20 protein-coding genes and 1 tRNA gene are annotated in these 21115 nt (G+C 71.2%); 18 read left to right on the forward strand and 3 right to left on the reverse strand.

Annotated elements, in window-relative coordinates:
- Positions 1-25 precede the first annotated feature (25 nt).
- The 3 genes from ACFP3V_RS13005 to ACFP3V_RS13015 all read left to right on the forward strand — a co-directional run bounded on the left by ACFP3V_RS13005 (position 26) and on the right by ACFP3V_RS13015 (position 3958).
- Positions 26-619, forward strand: a complete 594-nt coding sequence (locus tag ACFP3V_RS13005; protein WP_380583131.1) for an acyltransferase — start codon at positions 26-28, stop codon at positions 617-619.
- A gap of 160 nt (positions 620-779) precedes the next feature.
- On the forward strand, positions 780-2288 hold the full coding sequence (locus tag ACFP3V_RS13010; RefSeq protein WP_380583132.1) for a N,N-dimethylformamidase beta subunit family domain-containing protein: 1509 nt from the start codon (positions 780-782) through the stop codon (positions 2286-2288).
- 59 nt (positions 2289-2347) lie between these two features.
- The gene (locus ACFP3V_RS13015; RefSeq protein ID WP_380583133.1) at positions 2348-3958 is read left to right on the forward strand and encodes a N,N-dimethylformamidase beta subunit family domain-containing protein; all 1611 of its coding nucleotides are present in this window, start codon (positions 2348-2350) and stop codon (positions 3956-3958) included.
- 36 nt (positions 3959-3994) lie between these two features.
- Here the strand turns inward: ACFP3V_RS13015 and ACFP3V_RS13020 are convergent, their stop codons facing one another.
- Both ACFP3V_RS13020 and ACFP3V_RS13025 read right to left on the reverse strand, forming a co-directional pair.
- Positions 3995-5017 (reverse strand): TolB family protein, encoded by a 1023-nt coding sequence (locus ACFP3V_RS13020; RefSeq protein ID WP_380583134.1) that lies wholly within the window; start codon positions 5015-5017, stop codon positions 3995-3997.
- Entirely contained in the window at positions 5008-6315 is a 1308-nt protein-coding gene (locus tag ACFP3V_RS13025; RefSeq protein ID WP_380583135.1) for an MFS transporter, read from the reverse strand. Before ACFP3V_RS13025 ends, ACFP3V_RS13020 begins: the two co-directional genes overlap by 10 nt.
- 202 nt (positions 6316-6517) lie before the next feature.
- Between ACFP3V_RS13025 and ACFP3V_RS13030 the strand changes: the two genes are divergently transcribed.
- From ACFP3V_RS13030 to ACFP3V_RS13045, 4 genes are all read left to right on the forward strand, one after another.
- Entirely contained in the window at positions 6518-10102 is a 3585-nt protein-coding gene (locus ACFP3V_RS13030; RefSeq protein WP_380583136.1) for a bifunctional glycosyltransferase/CDP-glycerol:glycerophosphate glycerophosphotransferase, read from the forward strand.
- A gap of 95 nt (positions 10103-10197) precedes the next feature.
- Complete coding sequence (locus tag ACFP3V_RS13035) at positions 10198-11391, forward strand: hypothetical protein (RefSeq protein ID WP_380583137.1); 1194 nt, start codon at positions 10198-10200, stop codon at positions 11389-11391.
- 72 nt (positions 11392-11463) lie between these two features.
- Entirely contained in the window at positions 11464-11760 is a 297-nt protein-coding gene (locus ACFP3V_RS13040; RefSeq protein ID WP_380583138.1) for a type II toxin-antitoxin system VapB family antitoxin, read from the forward strand.
- A 177-nt stretch (positions 11761-11937) separates the two neighbouring features.
- Positions 11938-12582, forward strand: coding sequence for a LytR C-terminal domain-containing protein (locus ACFP3V_RS13045; RefSeq protein ID WP_380583163.1), 645 nt, complete (start codon positions 11938-11940; stop codon positions 12580-12582).
- A 179-nt stretch (positions 12583-12761) separates the two neighbouring features.
- On the opposite strand, the gene upp is transcribed toward ACFP3V_RS13045, so the two are convergent.
- Complete coding sequence (gene upp, locus ACFP3V_RS13050; RefSeq protein ID WP_380583139.1) at positions 12762-13400, reverse strand: uracil phosphoribosyltransferase; 639 nt, start codon at positions 13398-13400, stop codon at positions 12762-12764.
- Positions 13401-13545: 145 nt separating this feature from the next.
- Between upp and ACFP3V_RS13055 the strand changes: the two genes are divergently transcribed.
- The 11 genes from ACFP3V_RS13055 (at position 13546) to ACFP3V_RS13105 (ending at position 20951) form a co-directional block, all read left to right on the forward strand.
- Complete coding sequence (locus ACFP3V_RS13055; protein ID WP_380583140.1) at positions 13546-13728, forward strand: hypothetical protein; 183 nt, start codon at positions 13546-13548, stop codon at positions 13726-13728.
- A gap of 250 nt (positions 13729-13978) precedes the next feature.
- A complete protein-coding gene (locus ACFP3V_RS13060) occupies positions 13979-14485 on the forward strand; it encodes a tRNA adenosine deaminase-associated protein (RefSeq protein ID WP_380583141.1) in 507 nt (168 codons plus the stop codon).
- 23 nt (positions 14486-14508) lie between these two features.
- Entirely contained in the window at positions 14509-15030 is a 522-nt protein-coding gene (locus ACFP3V_RS13065) for a nucleoside deaminase (RefSeq protein ID WP_380583142.1), read from the forward strand.
- A 78-nt stretch (positions 15031-15108) separates the two neighbouring features.
- Positions 15109-15195: transfer RNA gene (locus tag ACFP3V_RS13070), tRNA-Ser, on the forward strand.
- 144 nt (positions 15196-15339) lie between these two features.
- Entirely contained in the window at positions 15340-15741 is a 402-nt protein-coding gene (locus tag ACFP3V_RS13075) for a hypothetical protein (RefSeq protein ID WP_380583143.1), read from the forward strand.
- A gap of 295 nt (positions 15742-16036) precedes the next feature.
- Positions 16037-17290 carry a family 2 encapsulin nanocompartment cargo protein terpene cyclase gene (locus ACFP3V_RS13080; RefSeq protein ID WP_380583164.1) on the forward strand — a complete coding sequence of 418 codons (1254 nt, stop codon included), beginning with the start codon at positions 16037-16039 and terminating at the stop codon, positions 17288-17290.
- Positions 17287-18123 (forward strand): geranyl diphosphate 2-C-methyltransferase, encoded by an 837-nt coding sequence (locus ACFP3V_RS13085; protein ID WP_380583144.1) that lies wholly within the window; start codon positions 17287-17289, stop codon positions 18121-18123. Before ACFP3V_RS13080 ends, ACFP3V_RS13085 begins: the two co-directional genes overlap by 4 nt.
- 157 nt (positions 18124-18280) lie before the next feature.
- The gene (locus tag ACFP3V_RS13090; RefSeq protein ID WP_380583145.1) at positions 18281-19045 is read left to right on the forward strand and encodes an SAM-dependent methyltransferase; all 765 of its coding nucleotides are present in this window, start codon (positions 18281-18283) and stop codon (positions 19043-19045) included.
- 360 nt (positions 19046-19405) lie between these two features.
- On the forward strand, positions 19406-19570 hold the full coding sequence (locus tag ACFP3V_RS13095) for a hypothetical protein (protein WP_380583146.1): 165 nt from the start codon (positions 19406-19408) through the stop codon (positions 19568-19570).
- 62 nt (positions 19571-19632) lie between these two features.
- Positions 19633-19926: a Dabb family protein gene (locus ACFP3V_RS13100; protein ID WP_380583147.1), complete on the forward strand. Its 294-nt coding sequence runs from the start codon at positions 19633-19635 to the stop codon at positions 19924-19926.
- A gap of 158 nt (positions 19927-20084) precedes the next feature.
- On the forward strand, positions 20085-20951 hold the full coding sequence (locus ACFP3V_RS13105) for an RNA polymerase sigma factor SigF (protein ID WP_380583148.1): 867 nt from the start codon (positions 20085-20087) through the stop codon (positions 20949-20951).
- Positions 20952-21115: the final 164 nt, after the last annotated feature.

Consider the following 21115-nt stretch of genomic DNA (forward strand, 5'->3'; position numbering starts at 1 on the left):
GGTGCACCCCGCCTACACTCCGGCCATGAAGCCGAAGATCCAGCCCAGTGCTCAGGTGGACGCGTCAGCCGAGGTCGGGGAGGACACGACGGTCTGGGACCTCGCCCAGATCCGCGAGAAGGCCCGGCTGGGCCGCAACTGCATCATCGGCCGGGGGGCCTACGTCGGCCCGGGTGTGCGCCTCGGGGACAACGTCAAGCTGCAGAACCACGCCCTGGTCTACGAGCCCGCGGTGCTCGGGAACGGCGTCTTCGTCGGCCCGGCGGCGGTCCTGACGAACGATCACTTCCCGCGCGCGGTCACGCCGGAGGGCCGGCTCAAGCGCGGGGACGACTGGGAGGCCGTGGCCGTGGTCGTCGAGGAGGGCGCGTCACTCGGCGCGCGCTCCGTCTGCGTGGCCCCGGTCCGGGTGGGCCGGTGGGCCCTGGTCGCCGCCGGAGCAGTGGTCACCCGTGACGTGCCGCCGTTCGCGCTGGTGGCAGGGGTCCCCGCGCGCCGCACCGGCTGGGTGGGCCGCGCCGGCGCCCGTCTCCAGGAGACCGACCGCCCCGGGGTGTGGCGGTGCCCGGAGACCGGCGAACTCTACCGGGAGCGCGACGGCCTCCTCGCTGAGAGCTGACTCTCCGTCACCGCCCCTGCCGTCCCGAAGGAACCGTTTCCTGCGAAGTCGCGTCCCTGGTGAGACCCAGGTCGGAGTTCGGGTGAACCGCAGGGGTACCGCGGATTTCCTGTCTACGATCAGGTGTTTCCCAGCAAGTCAGGACGAACGGAACAGGCCCATGACCTCGACCCGCAAGCGCGTGCGGCGCGCGGCAGGACGCACGCTGCGCTCACTCGGGATCGAGCCGCCCTGGACGGTCGGACGGGAGAACGCCCGCCCCGGCACGGACGGCTGGCGGGTGCGGCGTCCGGGACCGGATCGCGCGGTCGAGGGATATGCCGACAGGCTCGCCGTGGACCCGGGCGAGAGCTTCCGGCTGTTCGTCTCGACCACGGCCGCGAGCTTCCGGATCGAGGCCTACCGGATGGGCTGGTACGGCGGCAAGCAGGGCCGACTGGTCTGGCGCTCGGAGGAGGTGCCGGGTCGGCTGCAGCCCGAGGCCAAGGTCGAGGACCCGTACTGGACCGTCGTCGCCCCCTGGGAGCCCAGCACCACGGTCCCGACCCGTGGCTGGCCCGAGGGCTGCTACCTGCTGAAGCTGGTCTCCGCAGAAGGCTTCGAGCGCTGGGTCCCGATCACGGTGCGGTCCCGGTCCACCGCCGGCAAGCTGGTCATGGTCAACGCCACCAGCACCTGGCAGGCCTACAACCGCTGGGGCGGCGGCTGGAACATCTACGGCGGACCGGGCGGCTCCGTCGACGACTACGAGCGGCGGTCCCGCAAGGTCAGCCTGGACCGGCCCTACGACAAGAACGGCTCCTACTTCAACTGGTACGAGCTGCCCCTGCTCTCCCTGGCCGAGCAGCTCGGCCTGCCGCTCGGCTACGCCACCGACCACGACCTGCATGCCCGCCCGGAACTGTTCCGACGCTGCCGCGGGCTCGTCTTCGGCGGCCACGACGAGTACTGGACCTCCGGCATGCGCGAGACCGTGCTGCGGGTCCGCGACTCGGGCGGAAACCTGGCCTTCTTCGGGGCCAACACCGCCTACCGGCACGTCCGCTTCGAGCCGAGCACGCTCGGGCTGGGCGAAGACCGGGTGATGACCTGCTTCAAGCGGGCCGAAGAGGACCCGTTCCTGGAGTCGAACCCGGACGAGGCCACCCAGCAGTGGCGGCTGCCGCCCAACCCCCGCCCGGAGAGCGAGATCTGCGGGGTCCAGTACGAGTCCAACCCCTGCGACGCCCCGTTCGTGGTCACCGAGCCCGACGCCTGGCTGTTCGCAGGCACCGGCGCGGTCAAGGGGTCCAGCTACGGGCGGCTGATCCGGGTCGAGTACGACAAGCTCTTCACCGACGTCCCGGTCCCCCGTCCGATCCAGGTGCTCTCGGACTCGCCGCTCGTGTGCCGGGGGACCTCCACCTACGCCAACTCCTGCTACTACACGTCGCCTTCGGGGGCCGGGGTGTTCAGCACCGGCACTCTGGGCTGGACCCCCGCGCTGCCGCTGGGCGGCTACCGGAAGCAGAACCCGCCGGAGACCTGCCGCTTCACGGAGCAGGTCACCAAGAACGTGCTCCAGGAGTTCGCCAGGGGTCCTGTGGGGCGCCGCCATCCGGCCGTGGACAATTACCAGGAGTACGCCCGGCCGTTCCCGGAGGACATGCCCTACAGCTGGGAGTTCTGATCCGGCTTCCTGACCTGCCGTCAGGACCACGGCACCGCTTAACCAGAAAGGCATGCCCCGTGCGGAGGACCGCGCTTGCCCGCTTCGCCCCAGCCCTCGCGGCCGTCGCCCTGCTCCTCACGGGCTGCACCGCCGGCAGCGGCGGCGGCCAGGACGCCGAGCGCACTGCCACCGGCACGCTCAGCGTCCCGGTGGTGAATGCGCCCTGGACGGTGGCGAAGGAGAACCGCCTGCCCGGCACCACCTCCTGGAAGCTGAGCAACCCCGGTCCCACCGACGCCATCGAGGGATTCGCCGACCAGGTCAGCGTCCTGCCGGGAGAGAGCTTCCGCCTGTACGTGTCCACCACGGCCCCGTCCTTCCGCATCGAAGCGTTCCGGATGGGCTGGTACGGCGGCAAGCAGGGCCGGCTGGTCTGGCGCTCCGGAACGGTGCCGGGCCGGAAGCAGGCGGCGCCGAAGCGCATCCCGGGGATCAACGAGGTCTACGCCCCGTGGAGTCCGACGACGACCGTGCCCACCGCGGGCTGGCCGCAGGGCGACTACCTGCTCAAGCTGGTCTCGGCGCAGGGGCACGACCGCTGGGTGCCGATCACTCTCCGCTCCCCCGGGACCTCAGGCCGCACCGTCTTCATGAACTCGGTGACCACCTGGGCCGCGTACAACAAGTGGGGCGGCGGCTACAACGTCTACGGCGGCGGCTACACCGGCTACAAGGGCGCGGGCGACTACAACCAGCGCTCCCGAAAGGCGAGCTTCGACCGGCCCTATGACAAGAACGGCTCCTACTTCAACTGGTACGAGCTCCCCGCTCTTTCGCTCGCGGAGCAGCTCGGCATCCCGCTCGCCTATGAGACGGACCTCGAACTGTCCACCAGCCCCGGGCTGTTCCAGGGCGCCCGCTCCCTCTTCTTCGCGGGGCACGACGAGTACTGGACGTCCGGGATGCGGGACAACACCCTGCGGATCCGCGGGGCGGGCACCAACATCGCGCTGCTGTCCTCGAACACGGCCTACCGGCACATCCGGCTGGAGAACAGCTCGGTGGGCCGGAACCGGGTGGTGGTGGTCTACAAGAACGCCGCCGAGGACCCGATGACGCTCACCAATCCGGCCGAGGCGACCCAGCAGTGGCGGCTACCTCCCGACCCGCGCCCTGAGAGCTCGCTGACCGGTGTCTACTACGAGTGCAACCCCGTCTACGGCGACTTCGTGGTGACGGATCCCCACGCCTGGATGTTCGCGGGAACCGGCGTGAAGGCGGGCCAGCACTTCCCGGGTCTGGTCAACGTGGAGACGGACCGGCTCACGGCCGGGGTGCCGGTGCCGCGCCCCATCCAGGTGGTGAGCCAGTCCCCGGTGACCTGCCAGATCCCCGGTGCCCCGGTCAAGACCCACTCGAACGCGGCCTACTACACGGTGCCCTCCGGGGCAGGGGTGTTCGCCACGGGGACGATGGGCTGGAGCTGCAGCCTGGGCGGCGCGACCGGCTGCCGAGGCAACTCGGTCAAGGCCAAGCGGGTTCCGGCGGTGTCGGGCGACTTCGCCCGCCTGGTGACCGCGAACGTCCTGCGGGTCTTCCAGCAGGGACCGGCGGGACGCGTCCACCCGGCGGTGGACAACTACCGCCGCTACGTGTCCCCGCCGAGCCGGCTCACCTACACCAACTGAGCTGGGCGGCGCCGGTCCGGTTGCGCTGACGGCCCGTCAGCGTCGACCGATCACGGAGGGCGACGCGGCATCGTGCAGCAGCAGCTTCGGCCTGCCGCTGCCGTCGGCCGGCTGCTCCCAGATGTCGAAGCTGTTCCGGCCGCTGCCGGGCAGGGCGTAGGCCACCGTGTGCAGGTCCAGCCAGTCCGCCTGGTCGTCGGCGCTGCGGGAGTCCGCGAGCGGCGTCTCCTTCATGGTGGCCAGGTCCAGCACGTAAAGCCGCCAGGGGCGGGACTGGTCGTCGGAGACTTTCTTCTTGAAAGCGAGCCGTGTGCCGTCGGGGGAGAGTGAAGGGCACTCGACATTGCTGCGCAGCACGGTCAACGTCCGGGCCGCGAAGTCTCCGCGAACCAGGAAAGTGCCTCCGGAGGAGGGGCTGCCGAGCGTCGCGTAGAAGGTGTTGTCGTCCCGCGCGAAGGAGACGCCCCAGAAGTTGCGGTCGGCCGGCTCGAAGGTGCGCCCGCCGCGCAGGGTCCGGAACTCCTCCAGCGAGGGGACGTAGACGCCGGTGCGGGTGTCCAGCAGGGCGGTGCGGGTGGAGAAGCCGACGGAGGTGTAGGAGTCCCCGTAGACGAACGCGGTCCAGGCAGCCATCCTGCCGTCGGCGGAGAGCCTGGCCCGGCTCGGCAGCCCCGGCACCGGACGGGAGTCGATCTGACGGCCCGCCGCATCGTAGAGGGTGGCGGCCTGGTGGACGATGAGGCCGCCGGACCCGTGCAGGCAGAGCAGCCGCCCTGCCGCGGCGTAGACGCGCTCGCAGGTCTGACGGTCGATCAGGCGGGGTCCCGTGCCGTCGGAGCCGGTCTCTCCCACATGGCCGTAGCCGGAACCGGCACCGGTCTGCTGGAAGACCAGTCGGGGCGAGCCGGGGGTCAGATCCAGGGCATGCGGGCGCGGCGTCGCCCCGCCCCCGACAGCCGTCCGGTCGCGCTGGAGGGCATGAAGGGTGTAGCCAGTGGCCGCCCCGGCGCAGGCCAGGACGAGGAGGACGAAGGCCAGCAGCCGGTACTTCATGCCCATGGCCCCGCAACCGGGTCAGTGGCAGCCGCCTTCCGCCGGACGCCCAGCAGCAGTGCCGCGGCCGCCACGGCCACCAGCAGCGCCACGAGGAAGCCACGTACGGCCGTGACCGGCCCGCAAGCCGCCCAGACGGCGCCGAAGGCGACGGACGAGACGGAGCGGCCGAAGGCCTGGGAGGTCTGCAGAACCGAGAGACCGCTGGTGCGCAGGCGCTCCGGGAGCAGCGGGCCGGCATGGGCCATCAGCACACCGTCCGTCGCTCCGTAGAAGAGGCCGTGCAGCGCGAGGACGGTGATGATCAGTCCCCTGCCTCCCAGTGGTACAGCGCCGGTGAGCAGCAGGTAGGCGAGCGCGAGCAGCAGGTGGCCGGCGATCAGGATGCGACGACGGCCGATCCGGTCGGCGAGCGCCCCCAACGGGACCGCGGAGAGCAGGAAGACCCCCGTCGTGCCCAGCGGCAGCAACGGGAACCACCCGATGGCCAGGTCGGTGCGCTGCTGCAGCGACAGGTAGACGAAGGAGTCGCTGACGGTGGCCAGCCCGAGCAGCAGCGCCGCCAGCGAGGGGCGGCCGAGTACCGGACGGAGCGTCAAGCGCAGTCCGGCGCGCACCGAGACGCCGTCGGGCCGGGCCCGGGTGGCCCGGAACGGGTCCCGGACGAGCAGCAGCAGGGCGGCGACACCGACGACGGCGATACAGAAGCTGACGACGAAGACTGCGTCGTAGGCGGTGCCGCGGTCGGTGGAGAGCAGTCTCATCAGCGCGAAGGCGACCACGGGTCCGATGAAGGCGCCGACCGTGTCCATGGCCCGGTGCAGCCCGAATGCGCGGCCCTGGTGCTCGGGCGCGGTGGACAGGGAGATGAGCGCGTCCCGGGGGGCGGTGCGAATGCCCTTGCCGGCCCGGTCGGCCGCGAGCAGCAGCCCGATACCGGGGACCGAGGCACCGACGAGGGGGAAACCCAGCTTCGTGACGGCGGAGAGGGCGTACCCGGAGGCGGCGACGAGCTTGCGCGCGGTGAAGCGGTCCGCGAGGTAGCCGCCGACCACCCGCAGCAGCGCGGTGGCGCCGGAGTAGAGGCCGTCCAGGAAGCCGAACTGAAGCATGCTCAGGCCGAGCCCCGTGACCAGGTAGACCGGCAGCACCGCGGTGAGCATCTCCGCGGAGACGTCCGTCACCAGGCTCGTCAAGCCCAGGGTGAGGACGGTGCCGGAGACGGCTGCCCGGGGAAGGGAACGTCGGCTCCGCGGCCCCGCGGCTCGGGCCCGGTCGGACGAGCGGGTTTCGGACAGGTACACCGCACGACCTTAGCCGAGGCGTGTCACAGGCCTGTCCGGAGAGTCACAAACGCGTAAGAGATGCTCACAGTTATCGCGCTGATTGTCCGGATGTCGCCTATTTGTTCGCCGTTGTTCACGGCTGGTTCACATTAAAATCCAGCGACCCGCACCCAACCCCGGGCCGCTGGGCTGGACGGAACTGAACGACTTAGGGGACCTCATGGCGGCGCCGATCCTGTCGGTCATCGTGCCGATGTACAACGTCGAGCGGTATCTGGAGGAATGCCTCCAGTCCGTGGCCGATCAGTCGCTCCGGGAACTGGAGTGCATCATGGTCGACGACGGCGCGACCGACGGCACCGCCGACATCGCGCGCGCCTTCGCCGCGAGGGACCCGCGGTTCGTCCTGGTCCAGCAAGCCAACGCCGGACTGGGCGCGGCCCGCAACGCGGGAGTGCGGCACATGCATCCGGACAGCCGCTACCTGGTCTTCCTGGACAGCGACGACATCATCCCGGCCGGGGCCTACCGGAAGATGGCCGAGACGCTCGACAAGACCGGCTCCGACTTCGTCTCCGGCAACGTCTTCCTGCTGGACTCCAACGGCACCCGCCAGTCCCCGATGCACCGTCAGGCGACCACCCGTACGCGGCTGAAGACGCACATCAGCCGCGACCGGATCCTCGTCTACGACCGCCTCGCCCCGAACAAGATGTTCCGGCGCACGTTCTGGGAGAAGCACGGGATGGCCTTCCCCGAGGGCGTGCTCTACGAGGACATCCCGCTCACCCTGCCTGCCCACTTCAACGCGGCCAGCGTGGACGTGCTCCAGGACGTCGTCTACTACTGGCGGCAGCGCGAGGCCGGCGAAGGCAAGTCGATCACCCAGCGGCGCACCGAGCACAACGCGGTGCGTGACCGCATCGCCGCCGTCGACGGCGTCAGCCGCTTCCTCGCCGCGCACGCCGCCACCGATCCGCGCTGGACCGAGTACAAGCGCTGGTACGACGAGTCCGCCCTCAACGGCGACATCAAGATCTTCATCCAGGTGCTGCAGGAGGGCGACGAGACCTTCCGCCAGATCTTCATCGATCGGGCCGCCGACTTCCTCAGCCGGGTGGATCCGGCCACCGTCGCCAAGTTGCCGTCGCTGATGCGGCTCAAGTGGCACCTGATCGGCGCCCGCAAACTGCCGGAGCTGCTGGAGGTGCTGGCTTGGGAGAAGAAGAACGGCGGCAAGGGCATACCCCTGGCCCCCGGCTCCCTGCGCCCGACCGCCGACTACCCCTTCCGCGGTGACCCCTCGGTCGGCGTCCCCAACCACGTCTACCGGCTGGACTCCGAGCTCAAGGTGGTCTCCCGCACCACCAGCACCGGTTGGAACGGCGACCGCTTCGTGGTGGCCGGCCACGCCTACATCTCCGAACTGGATGCCGCCTCCAAGCGCTCCCAGCTCCGCATGGCGATGCTGCGCAACCGCCGCACCAAGCAGACCTCCGTCGTGCCGCTGCGCACCACCTACACGCCCGAGGTCACCTCCCTCTACGGCCGGGAGAACCACAACTACGACTGGTCGGGCTTCGAGCTCGCCATCGACCCCCGCCGCCTGCGGACCAAGGGCAAGTGGGTGGACGGCACTTGGCGGCTGGCCGTGGGCATCGCCGCCACCAAGGGCGCGTTCCGCTACGGCCAGGTCGGCGTGGGCCGCGGCGGCAACGCCGCGCATCCGCGCTACCGCTACGTCGAGGAGAACGTGCGGATCACCCCGCAGTTCCATCAGGGCGGGCTCGAACTGCGGGTGGAGACGGTCCGGGCACGGCTGACCTCCCACCAACTCGACGGCGGCGTGCTGCGCCTGGCCGGCCGCGCCTACCTCGACAGCACGCCCGCGGCCGATGCCGCTGCGGAGCTGGTTCTGGAGCGCCGGGGCGGCGTGACGATCCGACGCCCCGCCCACCTGACCCGAGGCTCGGGCGGGTTGCTTTTCAGTACCGAGGTGCCGCTCGAGCTGCTGGTCAAGAGCCGCACCTCCGAGCTGTCACCGTCGGCCCAGGTCGGCTCCGCCAACGACACCTGGGAAGCCTCCCTGGTCCTCCCCGGTCTGCCCCGCCCGGTGCGCATCGTCATGGACGACGACGTCGCCCCGGCCGCACATCCGATCGACGAGCACTTCGACGTCGAGCACGAGCTGCTGGTCGACCGCAACGGCCCCGGCCACCTGCGGTTGCAGGACCGCCCGGTACAACCGGTGGCCGACACCCTGGCCTGGACCGCCGACGACGCCATCGCCCTGGCCGGACGCTGGGCCGCACGCCGCTCCGCCGGCGCGGAGCTGGTGCTGCGGGCCCGCGGCCACCACGAGGAGCACGTCTTCCCGCTGACGGTCCTGGACGGGCGCTTCGAGGCCCGCATCGCGCCGGCGGCCCTGTCGACCCCGGCCGGCATGCTCCCGCTGCGGGCCGGCTCCTGGGACTTCCGGCTGCGCCACCGCGACGCCGTCAGCGGCGTCCCGGTGGACGTTCCGGTGCGGGTGGCGGCCACGCTGTTCGCGGAGGAGCCGACCCGTGTCATCCGCAAGCGTGCCTATGAGTTGACGCGCCGTCACCTGGACCAGCTGTTCCTCTTCATCGACTCGGAACTTGACCCGCTGGAGCGCGGACCCTACCGCCTCAAGCAGTTGCGCCAGACCTTCTACCAGGAGGAGCGCCGCCGCCCGCTGCGTCAGGCCGTGCTCTACGACGCCTACACCGGGAAGCAGTTCTCCGACAGCCCGCGTGCGGTGCTGGAGGAGCTGCAGCGCCGCGGCGAGCCGCTGGAGCACCTGTGGATCGTCCGCGACCAGCAGGTGGAGCTGCCCGAGGGGGTGACCCCGGTGGCGATGTGGAGCAGGGAGTGGTTCTCCGCCCTGGCCCGCGCCAAGTACGTGATCACCAACGCCCACCTGCCGCACTGGATACGCCGCCGTGAGGGCCAGGTCATCGTCCAGGCCTGGCACGGGACACCGCTGAAGAAGATCGGCTGGGACATCGAGAACGTCACCTTCGACCAGACCGGCTACCTGGAGCGGGTCGCGGAGGAGGCGCAGAGCTGGTCCTTCCTGGTCTCGCCCAACCGGTTCAGCACCCCGATCCTGAAGCGGGCCATGGCCTTCGACGGCGAGATCCTCGAGGCGGGCTACCCGCGCAACGACGTCCTCTACGCCGCCGACCGCGACCGGCGTGCGTCGGAGATCCGGGCCCGTCTCGGCATTCCCGAGGGCCGCAAAGTGATCCTCTACGCACCGACCTGGCGGGACGACAAGTTCTACAGCCCGGGCCGGTTCAAGCTCGACCTGCAGATCGATCTGGACGACGCCCGCACCCGTCTCGGTGACGACTACGCGCTGCTCATCCGGAAGCACCCCAACATCGTCGACAGCGTCCCCGGCGCGGGCGACGGCTTCGTCTTCGACGCCTCCGGCTTCCCGGACATCAACGAGCTGTTCCTGGCGACCGACGTGCTCGTGACGGACTATTCGTCATTGATGTTCGACTTCGCGAACCTCGGCCGCCCGATGCTCTTCTTCACCTACGACCTGGAGCACTACCGGGACAAGTTGCGGGGCTTCTACTTCGACTTCGAGCACGAGGCGCCCGGACCGCTGATCTCCACGTCCGCCGAACTGGTGGACGCGCTGCGGGACATCGACGCCGTCTCCGCCCGCTACACGTCCGAGTACGAGGCCTTCCGCAAGCAGTTCTGCGACCTGGACGACGGCAAGGCCGCGAGCCGCGTGATCGAGCGGATGTTCCAGCTCGGGAACTGACCGGTCCCGTCATCGCCCCCGGAGGGCAGTCCTCCGGGGGCGATGACAGCAGAAGGTCTAGACCAACTCGGTGGGTGATCGCTAGCCTGTCCGCCGTGCGTACCGCCGCCCAGCCGCCCGTCCCGTCCGCTTCCGTCCTCGCCTTCGCCACCGACCTGCTGGACGAGGGGGCGGACGGCTTCTTCGGCAATCTGACCGACCGGGCCGGCGTCGGCGCCGTCACCCTGGCCTCCGTGTACCACGCCGCCCGCGACGTCTTCCCGCACAACCCCCGCCGGGTGCTCCGCTACCTCGAGCCCGGCGCCGCCTACTTCCGCCCGGACGAGGCCAGTTGGGCCGGCCGCCGGCTGCGCCCGGTCGCCGCGCAGGCCATCGGCGACGACGACCCCTTCGCCCTGGCCGCCGCCGAGGCGCACCGCCGCGGCCTGGCGCTGCACGCCTGGACCGTCTTCCTGCACAACGACCGGCTGGGCTTCCAGCACCCGGACTGCTCCCCGGCCAACGCCTTCGGCGACCGCCACCTCACCGAGCTCTGCCCCGCCCACCCGGAGGTGCGCGCGTACGTGCGCACCCTGGTCGCCGAGCACGCCCGCTACGGCGTCGACGCCATCCGCGCCGAGTCGCTGCACTTCCACGGCCTGCGCCACGGCTACCACCACGAGCGCTACTTCGAGCACCTCGGCCCCGACACCGAGGCCCTGCTCGGCATCTGCTTCTGCGTCCACTGCCGCCGCTCGGCCGACGCCCAGGGCGTCCCCGCCGACGAGGTGCGCCGCCGGGTCCAGGAGGAGTTGCGCCGCCGCCTGGCCCACGCCGACTCCGCCGCCGAGCCGTACACCGTGGACGAACTCGGCGACGGCGTGGTCGCCGCCTATGTGGACGCCTCGGCGGCAGCCGTCACCTCGCTCGCGGAGGAGGCGGCCGAGGTCGCCGCCTCCCTGGGCATGCGTCTCAGCTTCATCGACGGCGGCGGCCCGGGCACCGGCTGGCTCTCCGGCATCGACCTGGCCGGCCTGGGCAAGGCCGTGCCGCAGATCGAGACGCTCGGCTACGCCCGCTCCCCCGAGGCGGTGTCCGAGAAGGTCGCCGCCTTCTCCCGGCACGGGATACCGCCGCAGCGGATGTCGGTGATCCTGCGCCCCATGGACGAGGACTGCGACGGACCGGAGAACCTGCGCACCAAGGTCCGCGCGCTGCGCGAACTCGGCGTTCCCGAAGTCGAGTTCTACCACTACGGGCTGATGCGGCTGGATTCCATGGACCGGATCGGCTTCGCCCTGCGCGGCTGAGCCGGTCGGCCCGAGGGCTTCCGAACACCTGCGTGGCTGCACGGCGAGGCTCTGGGAAGGTAGGCTTCCCGTGTGATCTTCAAGCGCATCGGAAACGGGCGGCCGTACCCGGACCACGGCCGGGTGAGCACCCGCGAGTGGGCCGACGTGGCCCCGCGCCCGGTGCGGCTGGACCAGTTGGTCACCACCAAGGGCCAGCTCGACCTGGAGACCCTGCTCGCCGAGGACTCGACCTTCTACGGCGACCTCTTCGCCCACGTCGTCAAGTGGGACGGCGAGCTCTACCTGGAGGACGGGCTGCACCGGGCCGTCCGGGCCGCGCTGCAGCAGCGGCAGGTCCTGCACGCCCGGGTGCTCGAACTGGACTGACACCGGGTCGGCGGCTCCCCGCCGACGGGGGCTGACGGGGCCTCAAGTCACCCGTCCGGCTGCGCTTGTCACCCGGATGATGATCCTTTAGTACGCTCAGCCCGGGCTCGGGAATAGTCTGGCCTGAAGAAACCGCAAGCACGGCCTCGGCGCACAAGGGGGCACCCCGGCGTGAGCATGTTGACTCCCCCCGGCCTCAAGGGAAAGCAGTACCGGATCACCGGAACCGCGTATCCGCGGCTGCGTCGGCCCGGTCAGAAACGCAGGCGCGGACTCAAAGCCATCGGCATCCTGGTCGCCCTCGCCGTGATCGGCGTGGGCACCTTCCAACTCGTCGAGATCTTCGGCGGGGGCAAGAAGAAGAACGTCGCAGCGGGCTGCGCGCACGTCGCAGCGGACGCCGCCGGCTCGGCGGGGGCCTCGGCCTCCGCCTCACCGTCGGCGCTGCCCTCGCCGTCGGCGATCACGGTCAACGTCTACAACGCGACCACCCGCACGGGCCTGGCCGGCAACACGGCCAACCAGCTCAAGGCCCGCGGCTTCAAGATCGGCAAGATCGGCAACGCCCCGGCGACGCTGGACCACAAGGTCACCACCACCGGCGAGATCATCGGCGGCGCCGCGAGCAAGCCCCTGATGACCGTGCTGGGCACGGAGCTCTCGGGCGCGGCCACGCACGTGGACACCCGCAAGGACGCCACGGTGGACCTGGTGATCGGCAACGGCTTCACCGCGCTGCTGACACCGGCCCAGGCCGCCCAGGCCCTCGCGGCGGTGGCCTCCCCGAGCCCGAAGCCGTCATCCTCGGCCGCCTGCAAGTAGGGCCCGCAGGCCCCCTACGGGGCGTGAGGAACTGCGCGAGGACACACCACCCGTGGAGGTCCGTCCCGCACATGGGGTCGGACCTCCCCGGGTGGTGTGTCCTCGCGGTGGGGGCACTCCAACCCGGGAACGAGGGATCCTCGCGCCCCCGAAGGGGCCCTGCGGGCCCCGAGCAGGGGCTAGTCGCCGGCCGTGCCGTAGAGGCGGTCCCCGGCGTCGCCGAGGCCCGGGACGATGTAGCCGTGCTCGTTGAGGTGGTCGTCCACCGCCGCCGTGACCACGGTCACCGGCAGGCCGGCCAGCTCCTTCTCCAGCACCGCGACCCCCTCGGGCGCGGCCAGCAGGCAGATGGCCGTCACGTCGTCCGCTCCGCGCTCGATCAGCAGGCGGATCGCGGCCACCAGCGTCCCGCCGGTCGCCAGCATCGGGTCGAGCACGTACACCTGACGCCCCGACAGGTCCTCGGGCATCCGGGTCGCGTAGGTGGACGCCTCCAGCGTCTCCTCGTTGCGGACCATGCCGAGGAAGCCGACCTCGGCCGTGGGCAGCAGCCGGGTCATGCCGTCGAGCATGCCGAGGCCGGCCCGGAGGATCGGCACCACCAACGGGCGCGGGTAGGAGAGCTTCACGCCCGTGGTCACCGCGACAGGCGTGGTGATCTCCACCGGCTCGGTCCGGACGTCCCGGGTGGCCTCGTACGCCAGCAGCGTCACCAGCTCGTCCGCGAGGCGGCGGAACGTGGGCGAGTCGGTGCGCTCGTCGCGCAACGTGGTCAGCTTGTGCGCCACCAGGGGGTGGTCCAGGACATGAATCCGCATGCGTCGAGGCTAGCCGAGCAGCGAGCCGCCCTCGACACGCCGCTCCCACCAGCGACGATCGGACGAGCCGTCAGGTGGTGTGCTACGGCGCGGACGGGGAAGGTGGAGGGGACGAACCGCTCAGCGGAGGTGCCGGAGGTGCCCCATGCCGAAGCAGCAGCCCAGCGACGACGAACCCGTAGAGGATCCGGTCGAGCGCCGCAGGCGCCGCGCGGTGTTCCTGCGCGAGCTGGCCGAGGCACGTGAACTGCGCGAACGCGTCCACCCCCGGCGCACCAAGGTCCAGCGGCTGCGGCAGGCCGCACGGATGCGCACCTTCCGGTACTGACCTTCCGCTGCTGACACGACGTCAGCCACCGACAGCCCCGTCACCCGCACGTTCTCGAACAGCCCGACACGACCAGGGAAGACGCGCGCCCGAACACTCCCCGGAGCGCGCTGCTATCTGTCACGATGCCGATGGGGCGTTCGCACCTGGACACCCTGGACCGGGGGCCGGTCCTGTGGCCAATGACCTGGGAGAGTCGCTGGTGGCGTACTTCGCTGCATTGCTTGCTCGCACCGAGGACGGGTGGGACGTGAGCGAGACCGATCTCGACGACGTCGAAACCCTCGCCGACCTGGCCGACCTGGCACGTGAGGCCGCGGTGGACGAGGAGCCCGTGCTGGTCTTCCTCGAGCAGGAGGACGCATGGTTCGCCGTCGTCCGCGTGGACGGCGAGGAGGACCCGCGCATCTTCGTCTCGGACGCTGCGGCGGCCAACCGCAGCGCCTACGGCGAGATCGTGCTGACCGACGAACTGCTCGGCGTCGACGCCGACGACCTCGACGACCTGGACCACCTGGTGGTGGACCTGGACGACGAGGACGCCGAGTCGGAGACGGACGAGGAGGAGGACGACGACGCCCGCGCCGACGCGGACGGAGTCCCGAACGGACCGCTGGGGGACGCCGGACTCCTGATGGAGTTCGGCTTCGGCGCAAAGGAGTTGATGGACCTCGCCGGGGAGGGGTCCACCGGCGACGCGCTGTCGGAGATCGCCGAGGCCCTGGGCTGCGGCGAGGTCCTCGAAGCGGTCCGCTGAACCCATCCGGTAAGACTGGGGGCATGCGCCCCGACCCTGTTCGTGACAAGTGGCACCCGGCCATGCGCCTCGCCCTCGCCGAAGCCGCCCTCGCCCCGGCGACCGGCGACGTCCCGGTGGGGGCGATCGTGCTGGGCCCCGACGGCGCGGTCATCGGCCGGGGCCACAACGAGCGCGAGGCGGTGGGAGATCCGACCGCCCACGCGGAGGTCGTCGCGATCCGCGCGGCGGCTGCCGCGCTCCAGGCGGCCTCCGCCGCGGGCGTCGGCGGGCGCCGCGAGGGGGAGTGGCGGCTCTCCGACTGCACGCTCGTGGTCACCCTGGAGCCCTGCACCATGTGCGCGGGCGCGATCGTGCTGTCCCGGCTCGCCCGCGTCGTCTACGGCGCCCACGACGAGAAGGCCGGCGCCGCCGGCTCCCTCTGGGACGTGATCCGCGACCGCCGCCTCAACCACCGCCCCGAGGTCGTCCCCGGCGTCCTCGCGGACGAGTGCGCGGACCTCCTGCTCTCCTTCTTCGACGGCCACCGGCTGCTGACGGAGTGACGCCCGCCCCTGTTCCCCTGGTGGGGCCGCCCGCCAAGTGGTTAGGACCAGCTCTGGGCATCCGGTAAGGTATCCCCCGGTAGCGTGTCCGAGCGGCCAAAGGAGCACGCCTCGAAAGCGTGTGTGGGGGCAACTCCACCGTGGGTTCGAATCCCACCGCTACCGCTCTGAGCAGCACAAACGGAAGGCCCCGCCCTGCACGGTCGGGGCCTTCCGTCGTAGCGGTCTCGATTCCGGTCCCAGACGTGGTCCGAACCGCAGCCCCACGAGGGGCTGGCGGAGGAGGGCGGCGCCGGGCACCCTGAACGGGTGCGGTTGCCGGGCGCGGTCGAGAAGGCGGAGACCGTGGAGGTGGTCCGCATCCATGACTACGAGCGGGTCGGCCTCCGCGATGTCGTGCGCGGTGAGGTCATCGCCCGCTGGGGAGCCGCTGAGATCGGCGCGTTCCGGACCGTGATCGCGCAGGTCCCGGAGAGCGCCATGTTCCTGTGCTTCGAGCCCGGGTGGGGCGTCCGCGTGCATGGAGCGGCGGGGTTCCTCTTCGAGGCCGCCTTCTGCTTCAACTGCGACCGCGTGCGCTGGTGGGGCCCGCGGATACCGTCCGAGGACTGGGGGAGCACGTTCAAGGCCGACAGCCCTGCGGGGCAGCAGCTGCTGGGCCTGTTCCGGGCATGCCTGCCCGCCGGGGCCGAGCCGCCCGGAGTGGAGTGACGGAGAGCAGCGGGCCGGACGCGGCAGGAACGGCTCGGCTGACGCGCGGGGCGGGCGGCCGGCGCCGAGCCGCGCCCGGGCGTTCCCCTCGCACAGGCGTTCCGGGCGCTCACCCGCCGCACGTCCGTGCGGCTGGGGGCAGGCGCATACGGGGGCTTCGAGCGAGGTAGATCTGACCTCGAAGGCGCGGTGCACCGTACCGGAACGGTCCAGGCACCGCATGGCCTGTCTGTCCGCGGCCGGATTCACGACGAAGAAGTGCGAGTTCAGCTTGCCCGTCCCAGCCAAGCACTCCATGGCCACCGACGACTCCCACCACTCCCCCCGCGGGGACCTCCGAGACATCCCCTACGGACCCAGCGGCATCGGCACGTCCGGACTGCGCATACCCGGCCTGCCGGTTCCGGAGCCCCCAGGCGGGCGGACCGGCGTCGCCGGCCGGCCCGTGCAGCCGGACCCCGAGGACGCACCGCGAGCAGGGGCAGCACATGAAACACGGGAAGCCCCTGACGCTCCCGCCGCCGAGGGACGCAGCACGCCCCCGGGAGAGATCCCGGTCCGTCCGATCCCGGGGCTGCACTACCGTCCCGCGGTGCGGCCCGATCCCGCCCTCGTCGCCGAGGTCGACCGGCGCACCGAGGAGTGGGCGCGGACCCTCGACCTGGTACCGCCCGAGTGGGAGGACCAGTTCGCGGGCTTCGGCTTCGGCCGGTCCGTCTGCCTCTCCCACCCCGACCACGCCGACGTCGAACGGCTCGTCGTCGCCGCCCGGTTGCTCGTGGCCGAGAACGCGGTGGACGACGAGTATTGCGAGGACCACGGCGGCTCGCCCGAAGGGCTGGGCGCGCGGCTGGGGTTGGCCCACTCCGCGCTCGACCCGCTGCACTCCACCCCCGAGTACGAAGCCCACTGGCGCGAGGGCATGGCGGCCGACGGGCCGCTGCGCGCCTACCGTTCGGCCATCGAGCTCGCGCTGCCCTGGGCCGCACCGGCCCAGGGCGACCGGCTCCGGCACGATCTGGCCCGGCTCCACCTCGGGTACCTCAACGAGGCCGCCTGGAGCCTGGACCAGGTCACCCCTCCCGTCTGGGAGTACCTGGTGATGCGTCAGTTCAACAACTTCCGTCCCTGTCTGACGCTCAACGACCTGGTCGCGGGCTACGAACTCCCGGCCCACGTCCAGGCGTTGCCCGCGCTCCAGCGGATCACCGCGCTCGGCGGCAACGCCGCCACCCTCGTCAACGACCTCTACTCGTACACCAAGGAGCAACGCTCCCCGCGCCCCCACCTCAACCTGCCCACCGTGCTCGCCCGGCGGGACGGGCTGTCCGAACGCGACGCCTTCCTCAGGGCCGTCGAGATCCACAACGAGATCATGCGCCGCTTCGAGACCGAGAGCGAGCACCTGCGGGCCCAGTTCCCGGACCCGGTGCTCGCCCGCTACCTGGCCGGCCTGGCCGCCTGGGTGGCCGGCAACCACGAGTGGCACGCCAGCAACACCTTCCGCTACACCCTGCCCGACTTCTGGTCCCAGGAGGAGACTGCATGACCACGTCGATCAGCCCCTACCAGAACGACATCGCCCGCTACTGGAACGAGGAGGAGCGGCCGGTCAACCTCCGTCTCGGAGACGTGGACGGGCTCTACCACCACCACTACGGAGTGGGCGACGTCGACTGGACGGTGCTGGACCGACCCGCGGCGGAGCGGGACCAGGCGATCATCGACGAACTGCACCGCCTGGAGACCGCGCAGGCGGAGGTGCTGCTCGGCGCGCTCGGCTACGTCGGCGCCGAGGACCGGATCCTCGACGCCGGCTGCGGTCGCGGCGGGACCTCGATCCTGGCCAACGCCCGCTTCGGCTGCCACGTGGACGGCATCACGCTCTCCAGCAAGCAGGCCGCGTTCGCCAACGAGCAGGCACGCCGGCGCGGAGTGGCCGACCGGGTCTCCTTCCACGTCGGCAACATGCTGGACACCGGCTTCACGGCCGGGGCCTACCAGGCGGTCTGGAACAACGAGTCCACCATGTACGTGGACCTGATGGACCTGTTCGCCGCACACTCCCGGCTGCTGAAGCGCGGCGGCCGCTACGTCACCATCACCGGCTGCTACAACGAGGTCTACGGCCAGCCGAGCAAGGCCGTGTCCACCATCAACGCCCACTACGAGTGCAACATCCACGGCCGCAGCGAGTACTTCCGCGCCCTGGCCGCCAACCGCCTGGTGCCGGTGGAGGTGCGGGACCTGACGCCGCTCACCATCCCCTACTGGGAGCTGCGGTCGAAGTCCTCGGTCGCCACCGGCATCGAAGAACCGTTCCTCTCCTCCTACCGGGACGGCTCCTTCCAGTACCTGCTGATCGCCGCCGACCGCATCTGATCCCCCGTCACGGCCGGGCGGTCCCGCCCGGCAACCCCCGCCGCACCGTCCCGGTCCGCCGGGGCGGTGCGGCCGCGCGCGTCCGGGGCCGGCCCCGGCGCCGACGTCGCCGAAACGCGCACGACTCGGAGCCGCCCCCGCGCCTAGGGTGCCGGGCATGACTGATTCCACCGTGCCCCCGCGGCTCACCCGGCTCGACTTCCACGGCCCGCTCTCCGACCGGCGCGCCGCCCGCATCGTCGAGCGGCTGGCCCGTACCGGTCCCCGCACGGTCCTGGACATCGGGTGCGGCTGGGGCGAGTTGATGCTGCGTCTGCTGGCGGCCGTGCCGGAGGCCCGGGGCGTCGGCCTGGACGTCAAGGAGGAGGACCTGGCCCGGGGGCGGGCCAACGCGCGGCAGCGGGGACTCGCCGAGCGGGTGGAGTTCGTCGCGGAGTCGGCGGTGGGCACCGCACGCGGCCGCGCCGACGTCGTGCTCTGCCTGAGCGCCAGCCACGCGCTGAGCGAGGCGGAGCCGCCCGAGCACACCGCGGTCGCGCTCAAGGAGCTGCACGCCCTGGTGAACCCGGGCGGCCGGGTGCTGCTCGCCGAAGGCTTCTGGGAGCGTCCGCCCACCGACGAGGAGTTGGGCCACATGTGGCCGGGCGCCTCCGCGGCCGAGCTGCACGACCTGGCCGGCCTGACGGATCTGGCCGTCGCGGCCGGCTTCCGCACGTCCTGGATCGAGACGGCGAGCCCCGAGGAGTGGGAGGAGTTCGAGTCGGGCTACCAGTCCGATGTGGAGGAGTGGCTGGCCGCCCACCCCGGGCATCCGCTGGCCGAGGAGACGCGGGCGCGCCTGGACGGTCATCGCAGCAGCTGGCTGCGCGGTTACCGCGGCGTGATGGGGATCGCCTATCTGACGCTGGTGCCGATGAACTGACAGCCCCTCAGCGGCGCCGAGGGTCGTCGACTCCGAGGACGGCCCGGAGATGGGGGAGCAGCGCGTGGGGGGACGTGCCGCTCCCCCGGGCGGAGCCCCACAACCCGCCGCGCGGTCCGCGGGCGGACGCGCAGGCCGGTCCCACAGCGGGGGCTCCGGCTCCACGTACCGGGGGGTTCCTGCCAGACCGTACCCGGTACGTCTTCCACCCTGCCGGTTCCCCGCCGCCTGCGCCGCGGGCCTCCGTCCCGTCTTCGCGGGACCTTGGTCCCACGTCGCTCACACGTCCCTGACAGGGGTGGAACGGGCTAGGCTTTCGGCCATTGGAGTGAGGCACCACAGGGGAGGGGGCGGCCGGGGATGGGGCAGGCGAAGAAGATCGCCACATATGCATTGGTGATCTTCGTGCTCTACACGATCATCACGCAGCCGGCCCGGGCGGCGCAGCTGGTCCAGGACGGCTTCACCGGGATCTCCACGGCCGCCAAGGCCTTCGGCACCTTCATGACCAACCTGGTCAAGTAGTGCCGGACGGGACTCGGTAGCCTCGGGGCACCCGTCACCGGACGCACCCGAGGAGCCGCGCCATGATCCGCCACCTGGTCCTGTTCAAGCTGAACGAGGGCGTCGCCAAGGACGACCCGCGCGCGCTCGAGGGCGCCGCGATGTTCGAAGCCCTGGGCGGCAAGATCGAGCAGCTCCGCGAGTGGCAGTGCGGCTGGAACGTCTCGCCCCGCGACAACGCGTACGACTTCGCGATCAACAGCCTGGTCGAGGACGAGGCCGGACTGACGGGCTACGCCACCCACCCGGACCACCTGGCCGCCGTCGACCACTGGCGCTCCATCGCCACCTGGGTGATCGCCGACTTCCACGTCTGAGCTGCGGCGAAAGGCTTCTGACGACTCGTCCGATCGGACGACCGGCGACCAACACCCCTGTTTTGGTCCTTGCCGACCAGCGCCCCTCTTGTGATGCTATGACCGGTTTGCCGGAATAGCCGGTCGCGCACAGGAACGCAAGGTATCGAGGGGGTGGCATGGTCGTGAAGCAGGCCCCAGGGGGCGCACAGGAAGACCCCGCGCCCCCCGTCGCTCCTCCCGAGCAGGCGCTGCCGGAGCAGACGCCGCCGTCGACCGAGGGCTCACGGGTCGACGTACGGGCGCTGACCCGGGTCCTGTTCGAACGGCTCACGGAGCTCCCGCCCGGCACCCCGGAGCACGAGCGGGTCAGGGACGCGCTGATCGAGATCAACCTCCCGCTGGTCCGCTACGCGGCCGCCCGCTTCCGCGGCCGCAACGAGCCGATGGAGGACGTGGTGCAGGTCGGCACCATCGGCCTGATCAACGCCATCGACCGCTTCGACCTGTCCCGAGGCGTCCAGTTCCCCACCTACGCGCTGCCGACGATCCTCGGCGAGATCAAGCGCTACTTCCGCGACAACGTCCGCACCATGCACGTGCCGCGCCGGCTGCAGGAGCTGTGGGTCCAGGTCAGCGGTGCGATGGAGGAGCTGACGGTCACCCACGGCCGCCAGCCCCGGGTCCCGGAGATCGCCGCCTGCCTGCGCATCCCGGAGGAGGACGTGCGCGCCTGCCTGGACGCCGGCCGCGCCTACAACGCCACCTCGCTGGAGGCCGCGCAGGAGCACGAGGGCGGACTTGCCCTGCTGGACCGCCTCGGGTACGAGGACAGCGCGCTCACCCATGTGGAGCATCGCGACATGGTGCGCCACCTCCTCGTGCAACTGCCGGACCGGGAGCGCCAGATCGTGATGCTGCGATTCTTCGGCAACCTCACCCAGTCGCAGATCTCGACCGAGCTGGGGATGTCCCAGATGCACGTCTCACGCCTGCTGGCCAGGATCTTCGCCAGGCTGCGGAGCGGCAACTCCTGGGAGAACTGAGCCGGCTGACGCGACGTCAGCAGCGCTTACTCCAGTCATACAAGAGGATCAGTCTGCCCAAAGCGCCTGGTGTTGAACCGGGTTACCACTGCGTGACAACTGGCGCTGTTCGGGTTTGGCCCCGCCTCCGGACCGGTATTCCCCTCGTGTCACGGCTCATCGCC

The sequence above is a fragment of the Streptacidiphilus monticola genome (assembly GCF_042658505.1).
GTDB classification, from domain to species: Bacteria; Actinomycetota; Actinomycetes; order Streptomycetales; family Streptomycetaceae; genus Streptacidiphilus; species Streptacidiphilus monticola.